Origin of the sequence: Xanthomonas cassavae CFBP 4642 (genome assembly GCF_000454545.1) — a bacterium.
Lineage (GTDB): Bacteria > Pseudomonadota > Gammaproteobacteria > Xanthomonadales > Xanthomonadaceae > Xanthomonas > Xanthomonas cassavae.
The window spans coordinates 1,795,215-1,810,929 of the sequence record NZ_CM002139.1 but is presented as its reverse complement, the minus strand read 5'-3'; the positions used below and the strand labels follow the sequence as shown (position 1 = coordinate 1,810,929).

The 15,715-nt window shown below is 66.1% G+C and carries 12 protein-coding genes and 1 pseudogene (1 of these 13 running past the window's edge); 3 read left to right on the top strand and 10 right to left on the bottom strand.

All coding sequences use genetic code 11. The features are described from left to right. Positions 1-113: 113 nt before the first annotated feature. From XCSCFBP4642_RS30720 to XCSCFBP4642_RS0108085, 9 genes are all read right to left on the bottom strand, one after another. On the bottom strand, positions 114-293 hold the full coding sequence (locus XCSCFBP4642_RS30720; protein ID WP_425480171.1) for a hypothetical protein: 180 nt from the start codon (positions 291-293) through the stop codon (positions 114-116). A 225-nt stretch (positions 294-518) separates the two neighbouring features. After that, complete coding sequence (locus XCSCFBP4642_RS0108120) at positions 519-3,182, bottom strand: M1 family metallopeptidase (RefSeq protein ID WP_029219348.1); 2,664 nt, start codon at positions 3,180-3,182, stop codon at positions 519-521. A 175-nt stretch (positions 3,183-3,357) separates the two neighbouring features. Then, positions 3,358-4,650, bottom strand: coding sequence for an adenylosuccinate synthase (locus XCSCFBP4642_RS0108115; RefSeq protein ID WP_024938603.1), 1,293 nt, complete (start codon positions 4,648-4,650; stop codon positions 3,358-3,360). A gap of 460 nt (positions 4,651-5,110) precedes the next feature. Beyond that, positions 5,111-5,575, bottom strand: coding sequence for an REP-associated tyrosine transposase (locus tag XCSCFBP4642_RS0108110; RefSeq protein ID WP_029219347.1), 465 nt, complete (start codon positions 5,573-5,575; stop codon positions 5,111-5,113). 411 nt (positions 5,576-5,986) lie between these two features. After that, on the bottom strand, positions 5,987-6,850 hold the full coding sequence (hflC, locus tag XCSCFBP4642_RS0108105) for a protease modulator HflC (RefSeq protein ID WP_029219346.1): 864 nt from the start codon (positions 6,848-6,850) through the stop codon (positions 5,987-5,989). Next, positions 6,850-7,989 (bottom strand): FtsH protease activity modulator HflK, encoded by a 1,140-nt coding sequence (hflK, locus tag XCSCFBP4642_RS0108100; RefSeq protein WP_029219345.1) that lies wholly within the window; start codon positions 7,987-7,989, stop codon positions 6,850-6,852. The genes hflC and hflK overlap by 1 nt, the downstream gene beginning before the upstream one ends. Positions 7,990-8,692: 703 nt before the next feature. Then, the gene (pilH, locus tag XCSCFBP4642_RS0108095) at positions 8,693-9,079 is read right to left on the bottom strand and encodes a twitching motility response regulator PilH (protein ID WP_029219344.1); all 387 of its coding nucleotides are present in this window, start codon (positions 9,077-9,079) and stop codon (positions 8,693-8,695) included. A gap of 319 nt (positions 9,080-9,398) precedes the next feature. Next, on the bottom strand, positions 9,399-10,295 hold the full coding sequence (locus XCSCFBP4642_RS0108090; protein ID WP_029219343.1) for a DnaJ C-terminal domain-containing protein: 897 nt from the start codon (positions 10,293-10,295) through the stop codon (positions 9,399-9,401). Positions 10,296-10,435: 140 nt separating this feature from the next. Beyond that, positions 10,436-10,912: an Hsp20/alpha crystallin family protein gene (locus XCSCFBP4642_RS0108085; protein WP_029219342.1), complete on the bottom strand. Its 477-nt coding sequence runs from the start codon at positions 10,910-10,912 to the stop codon at positions 10,436-10,438. A gap of 163 nt (positions 10,913-11,075) precedes the next feature. Between XCSCFBP4642_RS0108085 and XCSCFBP4642_RS0108080 the strand changes: the two genes are divergently transcribed. Both XCSCFBP4642_RS0108080 and XCSCFBP4642_RS0108075 read left to right on the top strand, forming a co-directional pair. Next, a complete protein-coding gene (locus tag XCSCFBP4642_RS0108080; RefSeq protein ID WP_029219341.1) occupies positions 11,076-11,558 on the top strand; it encodes a peroxiredoxin in 483 nt (160 codons plus the stop codon). Between the two features lie 42 nt (positions 11,559-11,600). Beyond that, positions 11,601-12,161 carry a ferritin-like domain-containing protein gene (locus XCSCFBP4642_RS0108075; RefSeq protein ID WP_029219340.1) on the top strand — a complete coding sequence of 187 codons (561 nt, stop codon included), beginning with the start codon at positions 11,601-11,603 and terminating at the stop codon, positions 12,159-12,161. A 707-nt stretch (positions 12,162-12,868) separates the two neighbouring features. Here XCSCFBP4642_RS0108075 and pbpC read toward each other — a convergent pair. Continuing rightward, complete coding sequence (pbpC, locus tag XCSCFBP4642_RS0108065) at positions 12,869-15,259, bottom strand: penicillin-binding protein 1C (RefSeq protein ID WP_167331406.1); 2,391 nt, start codon at positions 15,257-15,259, stop codon at positions 12,869-12,871. 192 nt (positions 15,260-15,451) lie between these two features. Here pbpC and XCSCFBP4642_RS26675 point away from each other — a divergent pair. Next, positions 15,452-15,715: pseudogene (locus tag XCSCFBP4642_RS26675) on the top strand (integrase core domain-containing protein) (it continues 262 nt past the right edge of the window).

Genomic DNA, 15,715 nt, shown 5'->3' with positions numbered 1-15,715 from the left:
TCATGGCCCCGCAAAGCCCGCCTCACGTTGCGAGCGAACGGCCAGCACAAACACCGTGTCGATCTGCGCGACATGGCAGTACAGCGCCAGATTGCCGTGCGCGCCGTGACCGATCACCAGTTCGCGCTTGTCGCCGCCGGCCGGCCGATCAGCGGATTGGTTTCCAGCACGTCGATTGCCGCAATGATCTCGTGCAGGCGTGCTGTGACATGTGCGGCCTCATGGCGCTGGAGCTGGTCGAAGATCCGCTCAAGATCTTGCGCAACCTCCGGTGCCAGCGCGATACGCGCCATGCTACCGGGCTAGTTTGCGGGCCGTGGGACGCTTTGCCGGCTCGCCGGCCATGCGCTTTTCCAGATAGCCACGCATGTCGTCCCAGGCGATGGTCTTCCCGGACGCCACGATGCCGGCATCACGCTGCTCGGCAACCTCGCTCCCACCTCTAGGTGACTGCCGGCGCGGCAAAGAAAAAGCCCGGCAAGGCCGGGCTTTATCCTGTGCTGCGATGACCGCAACGCTCAGCGCTTGCGCGCTTTCAACCATGCCTTGATCTGCGGCAGCGAGGCCGCCCGCAGCTTCACCCGCGTCTGGATCGTGTTGATGGCGTTGTCTGCGGCCTGCCGCGAGGTGGGTGCGATGTACTGCTCGGCATAGGCCTTGATCCGGTCGGCGGTGGCAAGCTCGGCCGAGCCCATGCCCAGGCCGGGGTAGTAGCGGGCACGCGAGGTGGAGTCCACCAGGGTGTCCACCTGCGTGCGATGCGCCACCGCGAAGTCGAAGGCAAGCTCCGGGTGCCGGGAAGCGACCCGGTCGATCATGCTCGCACCGGTGGTGGCGCCCGGCTCGGCTGTCAACGCCAGTTCCAGCGCGCGCCTGGCCAGTGCCTCGTTGTTGGGCATGGAGAGGAAGTCGTAATAGGTGTCGCGCACCATCGACGAGGTTTCCTGCCTGGCCAAGGCATGCAAGGCGTCCCAGGTGGCGGCGTCGGCATTGTGCGCAACCGCGCCCAGCACGCTGTCGCGCAGCTCCGGCGACAGCGAGGCGGGGTTGGCCTGAAAGGCGGCAAAGCGCCGGCGCGCCTCGGCGATCACAGCCGCATCGCCCATGTCGCTGAGGGTGGCGATCAGGCGGGTACGCAACTGCTGGATCTGCGCCGAATCGCCATCGCGCTTGTCCCAGCCCAGCGTTGCGAATTCGGCCGACAGCCGCGGCACGGCATAGGCACGCCACGTGGCGCGCGCAGCCGGATCACGCTCGAAGCTGCCGTCCACATCGCCATAGATGCTGGCCACCATGTCCCAGACATCGGGCGATGCCCCTGCCGCCACCTGGGCGGTGAGATCCAGCACGTCGGCCTGCGCCTGCACGCCGGCACCGGCCAGTGCGTTGGTGTCGTTCAACACGCCTACCTGGTCCACCACCGGCAGCAGTCCAAACCTGTCGGTCAGCGCCTTGAACTGCGCGGGCGCATACCAGGTGCGGAAGTAGCCCTTTTGCCCGGCATTGACCACCACCGGTGCGTCGCAGCCGGGCACCTGCACCTGGGCGGTGCCGTCTACCAGCACGCGCACCGGCGCGCCATTGCCGCTGCGCAGGACCACCGGCACATGCCAGCGCAACGGCTGCTTGTCGGGGCGGTCCAGAGTGAACTCGCCCTGCTCCAGCGTCACCGCGGTCTGGCCGCCGACGCAACGGCTGCTGGCCTTGATCAACGGCACGCCCGGCTGCAGGGTGAAGTCGTGCGCCACCTGGGTGAATTGCTTGCCCGGGGCCACCGCATCGATCTGCTGCCACAACTGGTCGGTCACCGCGTTGCCGTACTGGTGCTGCTTGATGTAGCTGCGCACGCCGGTGCGCCAGCGATCGGAGCCGACGTAGTCTTCCAGCATGGCAATCACCGCCTCACCCTTCTGGTAGGTGATGGCGTCGAAGGCCTGGCTGGCCTGCTCCACGGTGGCCACGTGCTGCACCACCGGGTGGGTGGTCGCATACGCATCGCGCCGCATCGCCGCGCGGCTCTTCAGCGCCGGGCCGGTCTTATCGATATCCCATTCCGGATGCAGTTTTGCCGTGGTGCGCGCTTCCATCCAGTTGGCGAAACCTTCGTTGAGCCACAGGTCGTCCCACCACGCCATGGTCACCAGGTTGCCGAACCACTGGTGCGCGATCTCATGCGCGGCGACGGTGAACACGCCTTGCTTGGTGTCGATGTTGGCCACCGCCGGATCCAGCAACAACGAGTATTCGAAAGTGAAGATCGCGCCCCAGTTTTCCATGGCGCTGAAGAACTGGCTGCGCCCGGGCGCGGCGATGTTGTCCAGCTTGGGCAGCGGGTACGGGATGCCGAAATAGGCGTTGTATTCGTGCAGCACGTCGCGGCCGGATTCCAGCGCGAACTGCGCCTGGTCGACCTTGCCCTTCTGCGCGATGACGCCGATCTCGGTGCCGTTGTCGGCGGTGACGGTGGCACGCTCGAAATCGCCCACGCTGACGAACAGCAGGTACGTGGACATCTTGGGCGAGGTCTGGAACGCGATGCGGGTGCGCCCGTTTGCGCCCGGCTTGGACGAGGCCACCGGCATGTTGCTCACCGCCATCTGCCCGGCCGGCGCATTGATCGCCAGGTCGAAGGTGGCCTTGAAGTTGGGCTCGTCCCAGGAAGGAATGAAGCGGCGCGCATCGGAGTTTTCGAACTGGGTGAACAACGCACGGCGCGCACCTTGCGCGGTGGTGTAATCCAGCGCGAACAAGCCGTTGGCCTGCGTGTTGATCACGCCGCTGTAGTCGATGGACAGCACGTACTCGCCCACTGCCAGCGGCTTGTCGAACGCGAACGTGGCGGTTTGCGCCTCGGCATCGGTGCTGACCTTGGCAGCTTGCGGCTTGCCGCCTTTTTGCGTGAGCGTGCCGCGCGCCAGGCTCAGGTTGGCCGCCTGCAACACGATGCGGTCGGTGGCCTGCAGCACGCTGATGTCGATGGCGACCTTGCCGTCGAACGTCATCTTGTCGGCATGCGGCGTGATCTCCACCGCGTAATGCGTGGGCTTGGCCGTACGCGGCAACTGGGTGGTGATGGACGAGGCGGCGGCGCTCGGCGGCGCGGCCGTGGCGGCGAGCACGGAGGCGGCCGGACTTGTACCGACCAGGGCCAGTGCGATGGCGGTCACCAGGGGAAGACGCATGGGAAATTCTCGATGTGGGCGAAGTGGGCAGGCAAGTGGCGCCAGGCCGCGGATGATCCGCCGGAACAGTGCGCGCAGGCACCGCCGGAAGTCATGGCAAATCTCAGCAATCCTCAAATGCCAACGGCCCGGACAAGCCGGGCCGTTGGACGATGCCACGTCTGGCGTCAGCCGATCAGGCGAACGGATCCTGCAGCACCATCGTGTGGTCACGATCCGGGCCGGTGGAGACGATCGAGATCGGGCAGCCGGCCAGTTCTTCCAGCGCGCGCAGGTAGGCACGCGCGGCCACCGGCAGCTTGTCCCACTCGGTGATGCCGTGGGTGTTTTCGGTCCAGCCCGGGAACTCCAGGTACACCGGGGTGCACTCTTCCCAGCCCTGCGCGTCCAGCGGGGCGTATTCGGTACGCTTGCCGCGGTATTCGTAGGCGATGCAGACCTTGAGCTTTTCCATGCCGTCGAGCACGTCGAGCTTGGTGATGCACAGCCCGGAGATGCCGTTGATGGCCACCGCACGCTTGAGCGCGACGATGTCCATCCAGCCGCAGCGGCGCGGGCGGCCGGTGGAGGCGCCGTACTCGGCACCGCGGTCGCGGATGCCCTGGCCCACTTCATCGTCCAGCTCGGTCGGGAACGGGCCGCCACCCACGCGCGTGGCGTAGGCCTTGGCGATGCCCAGCACGTAGTCGATCGCATCGGCGCCCACGCCGGTGCCGGCCAGTGCGCCGCCCACGGTGGTGTTGGAGCTGGTGACGTACGGATAGGTGCCGTGGTCGATGTCCAGCAGCGCGCCCTGCGCGCCTTCGAACAGCACGCGCTTACCCTGCTTGCGCAGATCGTGCAGGATGCCGGCCACGTCCGACTTCATCGGCTGCACGTAGTCGCCGAAGGCCAGCGCTTCGTCGAAGGTCTTCTGGAAGTCCACCGCTTCCACGCCCAGGTACTTGGTCAGCACGAAGTTGTGGTAATCCAGCGCGGTGCGCAGCAGCTCTTCCAGCTGCGGCGGGTAATGCAGGTCGGCGATGCGGATACCGCGGCGGGCGACCTTGTCTTCGTACGCCGGGCCGATACCGCGGCCGGTGGTGCCGATGGCCTTGCCGCCGGCGGCCTTCTCGCGGGCCTGATCCAGGGCGATGTGGTACGGCATGATCAACGGCGCGGCCGGGGAGATCTTCAGGCGCGAGCGCACTTCCACGCCGGCACCTTCCAGCTCGCTGATTTCCTTGATCAGCGCGGCCGGGGAGATCACCACGCCATTGCCGATCAGGCACAGCGCGTCGTCGCGCAGGATGCCGGACGGAATCAGATGCAAGACGGTCTTCTTGCCGTTGATGACGAGCGTGTGGCCGGCATTGTGGCCACCCTGGAAGCGGACCACCGCACCGATCTCTTCGGTAAGCAGATCGACGATCTTGCCTTTGCCTTCATCGCCCCACTGGGCACCGAGCACGACAACTGACTGACCCATGACGGGTGAACTCCTGAGTTTTGCTGCGGCCATCGGGGCCGCGGGATGGGACCGGTTCACGGCTGGCGGCGCCGCCTGACGCGCGGCTCCATCGGGGAGCGTTGCAGCGGCGCGTGAAGCCCTGACACGGAAAAAGCCGAACGAGGTGCCCTGTGTGAGCTTGCCCGGCCGGCTTTTGTGCATTATCCGGGTTTCCGGTGACGTGCACTACCCCTGGCGGACGGCGGACCGGGCGCGGGTCAGATTGCGGCTGGCCGTCGGTTGCGCGGTGCTCCGAGCGCTGCCGGCCTCTAGGGCCCCTAGCCTGGAAGATCACCGTAGCGACAATCCCAATGGGTCGAAGGAGCGCACCCGGGCGCGACAGGCATTCCCGGTAACGCCAGTCGCACCCAGGTGCGCTCCCACGCGGCCGAGCGCGGCAAACGGTGGGCACGCAGTAGTTCTGCTCGCGGCTCGACGCTCAGAGCCAGATAGCGTCCCAGAACGGATAATCACCGATGTGGGTGACCAGCCCGGCCCGGAGCGGATTGGCGATGAGGTAACGCGCGGCTGCGTGCAGGTCATCGTCTTTGCGCAACGCGTGGTCGTGGTAGCTACGGCTCCAGACCGGTGCGTGATGCTGCCGCTGATCGTTCACCGAACGCGCTGCGCACGCTTTCATGCGGGACACGGCGTCGGCCAACGAGGTGACGCTCCCCAGTTGCAACAGCCAATGTGCATGATCCGGCATCAACACCCAGGCCAGCAGCCTGGCATCGCAAGGCGTTGCTGCGGTGAATGCCCGGCAGGCGATTGCTGCAAGCAGAAAATCTGCGAACACGGCGCGATGCTGCCATGTCGTGGTGGTCAGCAGGTAAACGCTGTTGGGCGAAGACTGCCTGCCGCGGCGCAGCGCACGATGCCCTGGGGAGTCGATGTTGGCCATGGCGCGATGCTGACGGCCTTGGACCACGCGGGATATCGGCGGTTGCCGCGTTCTGCGCTAGGGGGAATCCATATGGCGACTGACTGTCAAAGGCAATCAGCGGGGTCTGCCGATAAGGCCCCTCGCGCCCGGGTGCGCTCCTACCGGGTCGAGTCTGGCCAACACGACGGGAGAAGTGCTCCAGGCAGTTGCGGATTCCGGACATCCCCATCAGCGTCACAGTGCACGAAGCGCCATGCGCCCGATCCATCGGCCGACGCGCGCCATGCGTAGGAGCGCACCTGTGCGCGACGGGCATCCCCGGTAAAGCCGGTCGCGCCCGGGTGCGCTCCTACGGTGGGCGCGCAGCAGTGAGAGGCACATACGACAACGCCCGCATCACGCGGGCGTTGTCGATTCAGCGCAGAGCGATCAACGATCGCTCTTAAGGTACTGCAGGAACGGGTCGTTCTTGTCCAGCACCACCACGCCGTTGCCGTCGGTCATCGAGCCGCGATAGGCCTGCAGGCTGCGATAGAACGCGTAGAACGACGGATCCTTGGCACCGGCTTGGCCGTAGATGCGGGCGGCGTCGGCATCGCCTTCGCCGCGCAGCTTCTGCGCATCGCGCTCGGCGTCGGCCACGATCACGGTGGACTCGCGGTCGGCCTGGGCGCGGATGGTCAGGGCCTGTTCCTCGCCTTCGGCGCGCAGCTTGCTGGCTTCCTGCTTGCGCTGGGCGCGCATGCGCTCGTAGACGTCGGTGATCACCTGGCTGTCGGTCGGCAGGTCGATCTGCTTGATGCGCAGGTCGGTGATCTGCATCCCTAAGCCCTTGATCGCGCCGTTGATGCCCTTGAGCTGGTTGGCGATCAATTCGCTGCGGTCGCCGGAGACCAGTTGCTGCAGGGTGCGCGAGTTGATCTGGTTGCGCAGCGAGTCGGTGATGATCGGGGCCAGGCGCGAATTGGCGACCGACTCTTCACCACCGGTGGCGCGATAGAACGCCCGCACATCGGAGATGTAGCCAATGGCGAAGAAGTCCACGCTGACGTCTTTCTGCTCGGCGGTGAAGTAGCGCGCCGGGGCGGTGTCCAGCACCTGGAAGCGGCGGTCGAACACGCGCACCGACTCCACCACCGGGATCTTGAAGTGCAGGCCGGGCTTGAGGTCGGCTCGCACCACGCGGCCCAGGTTGAGCACCATGGCGGTCTGGTCCTCGCGCACCACGAACACCGAGCCCATCAGGGTCAGCAACACGGCGACGATCAGGCCGATGACTAGCGAATTCTTCATTATTCGGTTCCCTCACGGCCGGTCGGGCGCGGGCCGCGCTCCGGGTTGCGGATGCCCTCGCTGCCGCCACTGGTTTGCGACGGATTCAACAGCACATCCTGCGGCACCATCGACGGCATGCTGCCGTTGCCCGCAGTGCCGCTGTTGCTGGCGGACTTGCTGGCGTCGGCCGGCAGCGGCACATAGATGACCTGGCGGCCATCGCTGCCGATCACCTTGCGATTCTCCGACAGCACCTTCTGCACGGTTTCCAGCCACAGACGCTTGCGCGTCACCTCAGGGGCGTTGGCGTACTGCTCCTGCAACAGCGTGAAGCGATCGGCGTCGCCCTCGGCTTTGGAGATCATCGCCTGCTTGTAGCCTTCGGCGCCGGTCCGGGTGCGCGCACCCTGGCCGCGTGCCTCCGGCACCACCTTGGCGGCGTAGGCCTGGGCCTCGTTGATCAGGCGCTCGCGCACCTGCTGGGCGCCGTTGACCTCGTCGAAGGCCGGCTTCACTTCTTCCGGCGGACGCGCGTCCGGCAGGGTCACGCCGGTGACGGACAGACCCGTATTGTAGGCATCCAGTGCCGCCTGCAGACGGTCCTTGGAGGCAATGGCCAGCGGGCCGCGATTGTTGAGCACGGTATTGAGGTCGGAACGACCCACCTGCTCACGCACGGCGCTTTGCGCGGCCTGCTCCAGCACCAGGTCGGCATTGCGCGAACCGAACAGGTACTTGCGCGGGTCGCTGATCTGGTACTGCACGTTGAGCGAGACGTTGACGATGTTCTCGTCGCGGGTCAGCACCGGCACCTGGTTGCTGAAGGTCTTGATCTCGGTGGCGTTGACCTTGCGCACCGACTCGACCGGCCAGGGCAGCTTGAAATTCGGGCCAGGCTGCAGGATGCGCGAGAACTGACCGAAGCGCAGCACCACGCCACGCTGCTGCTCGCCGATGAGCTGGAAGCTGGAGAACAGCACCATCAGCACCACCGCGACCAGGATCCAGCGCCCCACGCCGCCGTCGACCAGCTCCTTCAATGGCGCAGGCAGATTGCCCCAGCCCCCGCCACTGCCGCCGCCGCGCGGCCCCCAGGACCTGCGACGGTTGGGGTCCGGACCATCTCCGCCCTTGTTGCCGGGTGTATTCCAGGCCATGCACGCTCCGTGATCGAGGGGCTGTGCGGGCCAGTCCCGCAGTGCCGCCGTGTTGTGTGATTCGCTGATTCTACTAGATGGGGCAGACCCGCCGTTTTGAAAGGCCCGGATCGGTGCATCGGCGGTTTAGCCGCTGGGGCGGCTCGGGAGGCGCGTCGGTTGCCGGTCGGGACTGAGCAACCAGCGGCATGCCTGCGCGAGCGCGAATCGGGCGACCAGGCGCGCCCCTGCGCTGCGGGCTGGCGGCAAGGAACGCGCTGTTGGTATGGCGTCCGCCCTGGCTAATCAGTCCCGGCCTGCCGACGCTGGGCTGGCGTGCCTGAGGGCGAGCGTGCGCGCCGGACACGCATACTGGTCGACTCAAAGGTGCGCAAGCCTATGACCCTGCGTGTGGGAACCGTGCGCGCCGCGATGATGAGCGATGCGCGCGAACGGAGGTATCCGGGGCAGTGAAAGCATGGCGGTTGCGGGCAGGCAAGCGCGGCGCTGGCCGCAGGCCTGACGCACTCTGTTGAGCTGATGTGGCCGTGCGCAGCGAAACATGACGCAGGCGGCGTTCGAGGGCGTGCCTGCTCAATCCAGGCGCCAGGTCGGCGGTGGCGATCACTCGGCCCCTTTTCAGCACCCTGCCCTCTCCCGCAGGAGCAGGCCCTGCTCTTCTTGCGTGCGAAGCGCGTCGCCGGGAATCGCCTCGCCGAAGCGATCAGGCCGCCGGTGGTTCGTCCTTCTGGTTGAACACGCGCTCCATCACTTCCAGCAGTTCGTCTTCGGAGAACGGCTTGGTGATGTAGGCGCGCGCGCCCTGGCGCATGCCCCACATACGGTCGGTGTCCTGATCCTTGGTGGTCACCAGGATCACCGGGATGTGCTGGGTGGTGGGCTCGCGCTTGAGCGTGCGCGTGGCCTGGAAGCCGTTGAGGTTGGGCATGACCACGTCCATCAGTACCAGATCCGGCAGCGACTCCTTGGCCGCTTCCACGCCAGCGGCGCCATCGGTGGCGGTGATGGTTTCGTGTCCCAGCTTCTCGACGATGCGCTGAATCCCCAGCAGCTGCGACGGCGAGTCGTCGACGATCAGAATGCGTGCCATGTGTTTCCCCTAGTGTGCGGCGAGTGTAGTGCGCCGGCAGCGCTTTCGATAGGTGGGCAGGGTAACGGCTTGGTGCCTGCCAGGTGGTGCCACCTATGATGGAGTGACGCGCTGCCCTCGCCTCGTACACGACTGCAGGAGTACGGCGCAGGACATGGCTTGGCTGGATTCGACGCGCCCATCGACGGGGCGCGGCGTCGATTTCTTTCTCCCACCGGGAGCTGGTTCCTTCTCCCATCGGGAGACGGTGGCGCGCAGCGCCGGATGAGGGTGCGGCTGCGATTCGATGGTGCAGATCGACGTCGACTGCGGAGCAACCTCACACCGTCTCGCCAAACGCCTTGGCGAGATTGCGATACGCCTTCTTCTGCGCATCGTCGGTCGGCGCCGGTGCCAGGATTTCCAGTTCCACGATCTGATCGCCCGGGGTGGTGCCCGGCAGCCCGCGCCCGCGCAGGCGCAGCTTGCGGCCGGCCTCCGAATCGGCCGGCACCTTCAGCTCCACCGACCCGCCCAGGGTCGGCACGCTGATGGTGGTGCCCAGTGCGGCCTGCCAGGGCATGACCTGCAAGGTGTACAGGATGTTGCGCCCGTCCACCTCGAACTGCGGGTGCGCGGCATATTCGATCTCCAGCAGCAGATTGCCGCCGCCATTGCCCTGCCCGCTCAGGCGGATCACCTGGCCGGGCTGCACGCCCTTGGGCACGCGCACATCCAGCTGCTTGCCGTTGATGGTGATGCGCACGCTGTCGCCCGAATGCACGGCCTCCAGCGGCACCGCCAGCTTGGCGCGGGTGTCGCCACGCGCCTGCGGGCCGGCTCCCGCGCCTGGACCGGCACCCGGGCCACGTGGCCGCCCACCGCGCTGACCGGCGAACAGGCTCTCGAAGAAATCGCTGAAGCCGCCACCAGCACCGCCGTTGCCGAACACTTCCTCGAAATCGAAGCCCTGCCCGCCGCCGTAGCCTGGGGGAGCCTGGAATTCGTCGCCCGGGCGATAGCCCTGCGCCTTCAGCTGATCGTAGGCCTTGCGCTTGGCCGGGTCGCGCAAGGCCTCGTAGGCTTCGTTGATGGCCTTGAACTTGTCTTCGGCGCCGGCTTCCTTGCTGACGTCGGGGTGGTACTTGCGCGCCAGCCGCCGGTAGGCGGTCTTGATCTCCGCATCGCCTGCGCTGGGCTCCACGCCCAGCGTTGCGTAGTAATCCTTGAATTCCATCTAATCACCTCTGAAAAAAACGGCCCGCAGCCGAGGCCACAAGCCAGTCATATCGCAGCCGGGCGGGCAACCCCACCTATTCTACGGTGCGGTTGCCGCCGGGAAGCGAAGCATGCCGCTCCGCTCCAGGTTTTGCTGCCTTACTGCACCGTATTGCCGGCCGGGTCCTGCCCGTTGCCGACCTGAATACGACGCGGGGTAGCCGCCGGACGCTTGGGAATGCGGATCTCCAGCACACCGTTGCGGCCAGCCGCGGTGATGCCATCGGCATCGGCACTATCGGGCAGCGCGAAGCGGCGATGGAAGCTGCCGTAGCGGCGCTCGATGCGCGAGAAGCGCTCGGTCTCGGTACTGGACTCGCCCTTGCGCTCGCCCTTGATCGACAGGATGCCCTTGTCCATCTGCACCTCGATCTGGCTCGGGTCGATGCCCGGCAGGTCGGCATACAGCACGAAGTGATTGGCCTCTTCCTTGATATCCACGCGCGGCACCCACTGCGCGGTCACCACGGCCGATTCGTCGGTATCGCCGTTCTGTTCGAAGAAGCGGTCGAACACATGCTTGATCTCGTTTTGCAGGGCGTGCGTGGGCCACTGGGGATAACGAACGATGTTCATTGCAAGCCTCCAAAAGGTTGGGTGAGGGGCCGGCGGCGGTGGCGTGCACCGTTGCGTCGGCCATGTGCGTCAGATAGGCGTCGGGCTGCGGATTTCAAGCGCGTTGACGCGCTTTTCCCCTGCCCTTTTCTAGACTTCGTTCAGCCACTGAGAGCCCTACCCCATGACCATCGCCGTTGGTGACAGCATTCCCGAAGTGGTGCTCAAGCGCATGCGCGAGGGCATCGAAGCAGTCGACACGCATAGTCTGTTCGCCGGCCGCAAGGTGTTGCTGTTCGCGGTACCGGGTGCGTTTACACCCACGTGTTCTGCCAAGCACCTGCCGGGCTATGTGGAGCACTTCGAGGAGTTCCGCAGACGCGGCATCGAGGTGCTGTGCACCGCCGTCAACGACCCGTTCGTGATGCAGGCGTGGGGGCGCAGCCAGTTGGTCCCCGACGGCCTGCATCTGCTGCCCGATGGCAACGCCGAACTGGCGCGCGCCCTGGGCCTGGAGATCGACGCCAGCGGGTCGGGCATGGGCCTGCGCTCGCGCCGTTACGCGCTGTATGCCGATGACGGCGTGGTCAAGGCCTTGTTCGTCGAAGAGCCCGGCGAGTTCAAGGTGTCTGCCGCCGATTACGTCCTGCAGCACCTTCCCGATTGATCCATTGATTCCCCCGTCCACTCAGAAGGAAAACGGCCAGCCATGTCCAATCAGCCAGCCAGCACCACCTCCGCCGGCATCACCGATACCGCCACCTTGCGCGCCCGCGCGCGCAAGAGCATCGAAGACGGTGCCATCACCGAGAGCTACCACGCCGACCGCGAGAAGGTGATCGCGCTGCTCAATACCGCGCTCGCCACCGAATACGTGTGCACCCTGCGTTACTACCGCCACTACTTCATGGCCAAGGGCATGCTTGCCGACGCGGTGAAGGGCGAGTTCCTGGAACATGCGCAGCAGGAGCAGGAACACGCACACAAGCTCGCCGAGCGCATCGTGCAGCTGGGCGGCGAGCCCGACCTCAACCCGGATACGCTGACCAAGCGCTCGCACGCCGAGTACAAGGAAGGCAGCGACCTGCGCGACATGGTCAAGGAAAACCTGATCGCCGAACGCATCGCCATCGACAGCTATCGCGAGATGATCGATTTCATCGGCGACAAGGACACCACCACCAAGCGCATCCTGGAAAGCATCCTGGCGCAGGAAGAAGAGCACGCCGACGAATTCGCCGACATGCTGGAAGGCTGGATCGGCGAGTGAGCCGAGTGACTGCAATGCAGCAATGCAGCGACGCGTTGCGATCGATGATCGGTATCGACATTCACACTGGAGTTGAAAGTTGAAATCGACTCGATGATTTGAGCAAACAGGGCGCTTTGAGCGCCCTGTCTGTTTTCTGTGCCGCAGGATGGTGCGTGGTTGCCTGCGGCGGTAGGAGCGCACCCGGGCGCGACGTGGCATCCCCGGTAACGCCCCATCGCGCCCAGGTGCGCTCCTTGTATCTGGACATGGCCGCCGAACAGCGGTATGTCTTCCGACTGATCATCGGAGCAGATGCGGCAAGTCCATGCGCTCCTGAAGCTTCGAGCTTGTATCGTAGATCGGCTCCCGCATCTGCATTTGCTGGCCCTTGTGTGTCCGCACGGTATCCAGAGTCCGCCCCAGGCGTGAACTCACATCACAAGGCAGGACCAGGACCGGCGTTGATCTTCGTCCATTCCGTCTAAGGATGGTCTGATCAACGCAGCCGGAAAACGAAACACGCCACATCCGCCGCGCTGAGGGCGCTCAAACCCCCGGTTTTTTGCCGTTTTCGNGTCTGTGCCGCCATGCGCAAGCTGCTGCATCTGGCCTACGGCGTGCTCAAATCCGGCACCGCGTTTGACCCGCAGAAGGCCCTTGCCACATGAGGGGCAAGACGGTATCTACGCGTGTGTGCACACTGGCCGGGCGCAGCACGTGCGCGGTCAGCGCAATACGCGAAAGCGCAGCTGCGTCCAGGCACCGTCGCTAGCCATTGCGGTGAGCGTATGCGTGCCGACCTCGGCAAATTCGCGCTGAAATCCCTGGCGTCCGCTGGTCTGGGCGATCCAGCGGCCATCCAGTAGCCAATCGATGCGCGCTTCACTGCCCAGCGCGCGCAGTTGCAGCCGCACCGGGCGGGCGCTGTCGTTTGCGCGTGCCAGGGTGGCACGGTCGCTCAGCCCGTCGATGCGCAGCACGCCGCTACCGGTCATGCGCCCATCGGGCAGGCAGTCGGCGGCCAGCGGCGGCAATTGCGCGGCCGCACGCTCGGCCGCGCTGAGCCAGGGCGACACCAGCGCCGGCCAGCGCGCCAACGCACGCGGTTCCCGCTGATGCGGCTGGGTGCATTCCTGCGACAACCGCTGGCCGCTGCCCGCGTCCACCTCGAACCGCAGCTGGCCGCTCTGCCATAGCCGCGCATCGCGTTCGGCAAAGGTGGGCGGCACCGCGCCCTCGAGCGTGTAGGCCTCGGCCCGGCGCGCGCACAGCGGCGGCGGCGTCTGCTCGGCCGCACCACCCAGCGGCCAGCAGATCTCCACCGGCTGCACCGTCGCAGGCATCGGCACCGGCGCGCTGTCGCCAGCATTGCGCGGCAATGCATCGATGACTTCGAACATCAGCGGCAATGCAGTCACCGCACCGTACTGCCCGGGCAGCGGCGTGCCGTCCGGCCGCCCTACCCATACGCCCACCGTGTAGCGACGCGTGCCGCCGATCGCCCAGGCATCGCGGTAGCCATAACTGGTACCGGTCTTCCAGGCCACGCCCGGACGCGCGGCGGTGTCGAAGGTGCCGCTGCCATAACCGGGGCGCGGGTTGCTTTGCAGGATCTCGCGCACGATCCAGGCGGCACCGGGCGACATCAGCCGGCGGTTGATCTGGGCATCGTCCGGCGTATAGCGCACATGCCCGGCAATGCCGCCGCGATTGAACGCCGCAAAGGCGCCCACCAACTCCTGCAACTGCGCACCGGTGCCGCCCAGGATCAACGCCAGCGATGGCGGTGTGCCGCGCGGGAAGTGCAGCGCAATGCCGGCATTGGACAGCCGCGCGGCAAAGCGTGCCGGGCCGATGCGATCGAGCAGATCCACTGCCGGCACATTCAACGACAGGCGCAATGCAGTGGCCGCGCTCACTGGCCCATTGAACGCGGCATCGAAGTTGCCTGGCCGGTAATTGCCGAAGCTCTGCGGCGCGTCCACCAGCAGGCTTTCCGAATGGATCAGGCCATCGTCCAGCGCCATGCCGTAGAGAAACGGCTTGAGCGTGGAGCCAGGCGAGCGCCAGGCCTGCACCATGTCCACATGCCCCAGCCGTTTGCGGTCGCCGAAGCTGGCCGAGCCGACATAGGCGCGCGCTTCCATGGCGGCGTTGTCGACCACCAGCAAGGCTGCCGAGGTACGTTCGGGCAATTGCGAAAAATAGGTGCTCACACGTTCTTCCAGCGTGCGCTGCAGCTCCACGTCCAGCGTGGTGACGATGCGTGCTGCACGCGGCTGTGCGCTGTGCAGGCGCTGCGCCAGCAAGGCCGCATGCAGCGGCGGCTTGAGCGACCGGGTGACTACCGGCTCGATGCGCGCATCGTCCACCTGCACGCGCGACCACACGCCCAGTTCCACCATGCGGTCGAGCACCTTGTCGCGCGCACGTTGCGCCGCTTCCGGGTGCCGGTCCGGGCGCAACCGGCTGGGCGATTGCGGCAACACCGCCAGCAAGGCTGCTTCTGCCTGCGAGAGCGCCTTGGCCGGCTTGCCGAGATAGGCCCAGCTGGCTGCTTCCACGCCCTCGATGGTGCCGCCATACGGTGCGCGCTCCAGGTAGAGGGTGAGGATCTCGCGCTTGCTCAGATGCAGTTCCAGTTGCATCGCACGCAGCAGCTGCTTGGCCTTGCCCCACGGCGTGCGGGTATGCGGGTCGAGGATGCGCGCCACCTGCATGGTGAGGGTGGAGCCGCCGGAGACGATACGGCCCTGCCCCATCCACTGCCCGCCGGCACGCAGCAGCCCCCATGGATTGATGCCAGGGTGCCGCCAGAACCAGCGGTCCTCGTAGTTCAGCAACGCCTGCAGATACAGCGGCGACACCGTCTCCGGGCTGGCCGGATAGCGCCACACACCATTGCGGTCGGCGAACGCGCGCAACGGCGTGCCGTCGCGCGCCACCACCAGGGTGGAGGTGTCGCGGGATTTGGGTAGCGGTAGCGGGAAGCCCAGGTCCAGCACCAGCAACACGGTAAGCAGCGCGGCAGCGCTCCAGCGCAGCCATCGCAACCAACGGCGGCGACGCTGGGCCGTTTGTTTCGGCGCACGCGGGCGCGGCGGCGTGCGGTCCATCCCTCTCTGCGCCTGCGATTGTTCGTCCATCGTGCAAAGCATGCAGCGCAAAACGCATTTCGGCCACTGCCACGCGGTGTGGGCGGCAATATTGCCACCGCCGGCTGACCAGCCGCGGCGCTAGGCGACGTCCCCCAAGTTTGAGTAGCACCTTGGTTTGGAGTCCAATTCCCCATCCCGAGGAGATTGGACGTGAAGAAGCGTTTTTCCGAAGAACAGATCATTGGGTTCCTGCGCGAAGCAGAGGCCGGCGTCGCCATCAAGGACCTGTGCCGTCGGCATGGCTTCAGTGAGGCTTCCTACTACCTGTGGCGCAGCAAGTTCGGCGGCATGAGCGTGCCCGATGCCAAGCGGCTCAAGAATCTAGAAGCCGAGAATGCGCGACTGAAGAAGTTGCTGGCCGAGCAGGTGTTCCAGAACGACCTGATCAAGGATGCGCTGCAAAAAAAATGGTGA

Coding starts and splice junctions, on each gene's coding strand:
- XCSCFBP4642_RS0108075 (WP_029219340.1), top strand. CDS start 11,601: ATGTCCAATCAGCCAGCCAGCACCACCTCCGCCGGCATCACCGATACC.
- pbpC (WP_167331406.1), bottom strand. CDS start 15,259: ATGGACCGCACGCCGCCGCGCCCGCGTGCGCCGAAACAAACGGCCCAG.
- XCSCFBP4642_RS30720 (WP_425480171.1), bottom strand. CDS start 293: ATGGCGCGTATCGCGCTGGCACCGGAGGTTGCGCAAGATCTTGAGCGG.
- XCSCFBP4642_RS0108120 (WP_029219348.1), bottom strand. CDS start 3,182: ATGCGTCTTCCCCTGGTGACCGCCATCGCACTGGCCCTGGTCGGTACA.
- hflK (WP_029219345.1), bottom strand. CDS start 7,989: ATGGCCTGGAATACACCCGGCAACAAGGGCGGAGATGGTCCGGACCCC.
- XCSCFBP4642_RS0108115 (WP_024938603.1), bottom strand. CDS start 4,650: ATGGGTCAGTCAGTTGTCGTGCTCGGTGCCCAGTGGGGCGATGAAGGC.
- XCSCFBP4642_RS0108085 (WP_029219342.1), bottom strand. CDS start 10,912: ATGAACATCGTTCGTTATCCCCAGTGGCCCACGCACGCCCTGCAAAAC.
- XCSCFBP4642_RS0108080 (WP_029219341.1), top strand. CDS start 11,076: ATGACCATCGCCGTTGGTGACAGCATTCCCGAAGTGGTGCTCAAGCGC.
- pilH (WP_029219344.1), bottom strand. CDS start 9,079: ATGGCACGCATTCTGATCGTCGACGACTCGCCGTCGCAGCTGCTGGGG.
- hflC (WP_029219346.1), bottom strand. CDS start 6,850: ATGAAGAATTCGCTAGTCATCGGCCTGATCGTCGCCGTGTTGCTGACC.
- XCSCFBP4642_RS0108110 (WP_029219347.1), bottom strand. CDS start 5,575: ATGGCCAACATCGACTCCCCAGGGCATCGTGCGCTGCGCCGCGGCAGG.
- XCSCFBP4642_RS0108090 (WP_029219343.1), bottom strand. CDS start 10,295: ATGGAATTCAAGGATTACTACGCAACGCTGGGCGTGGAGCCCAGCGCA.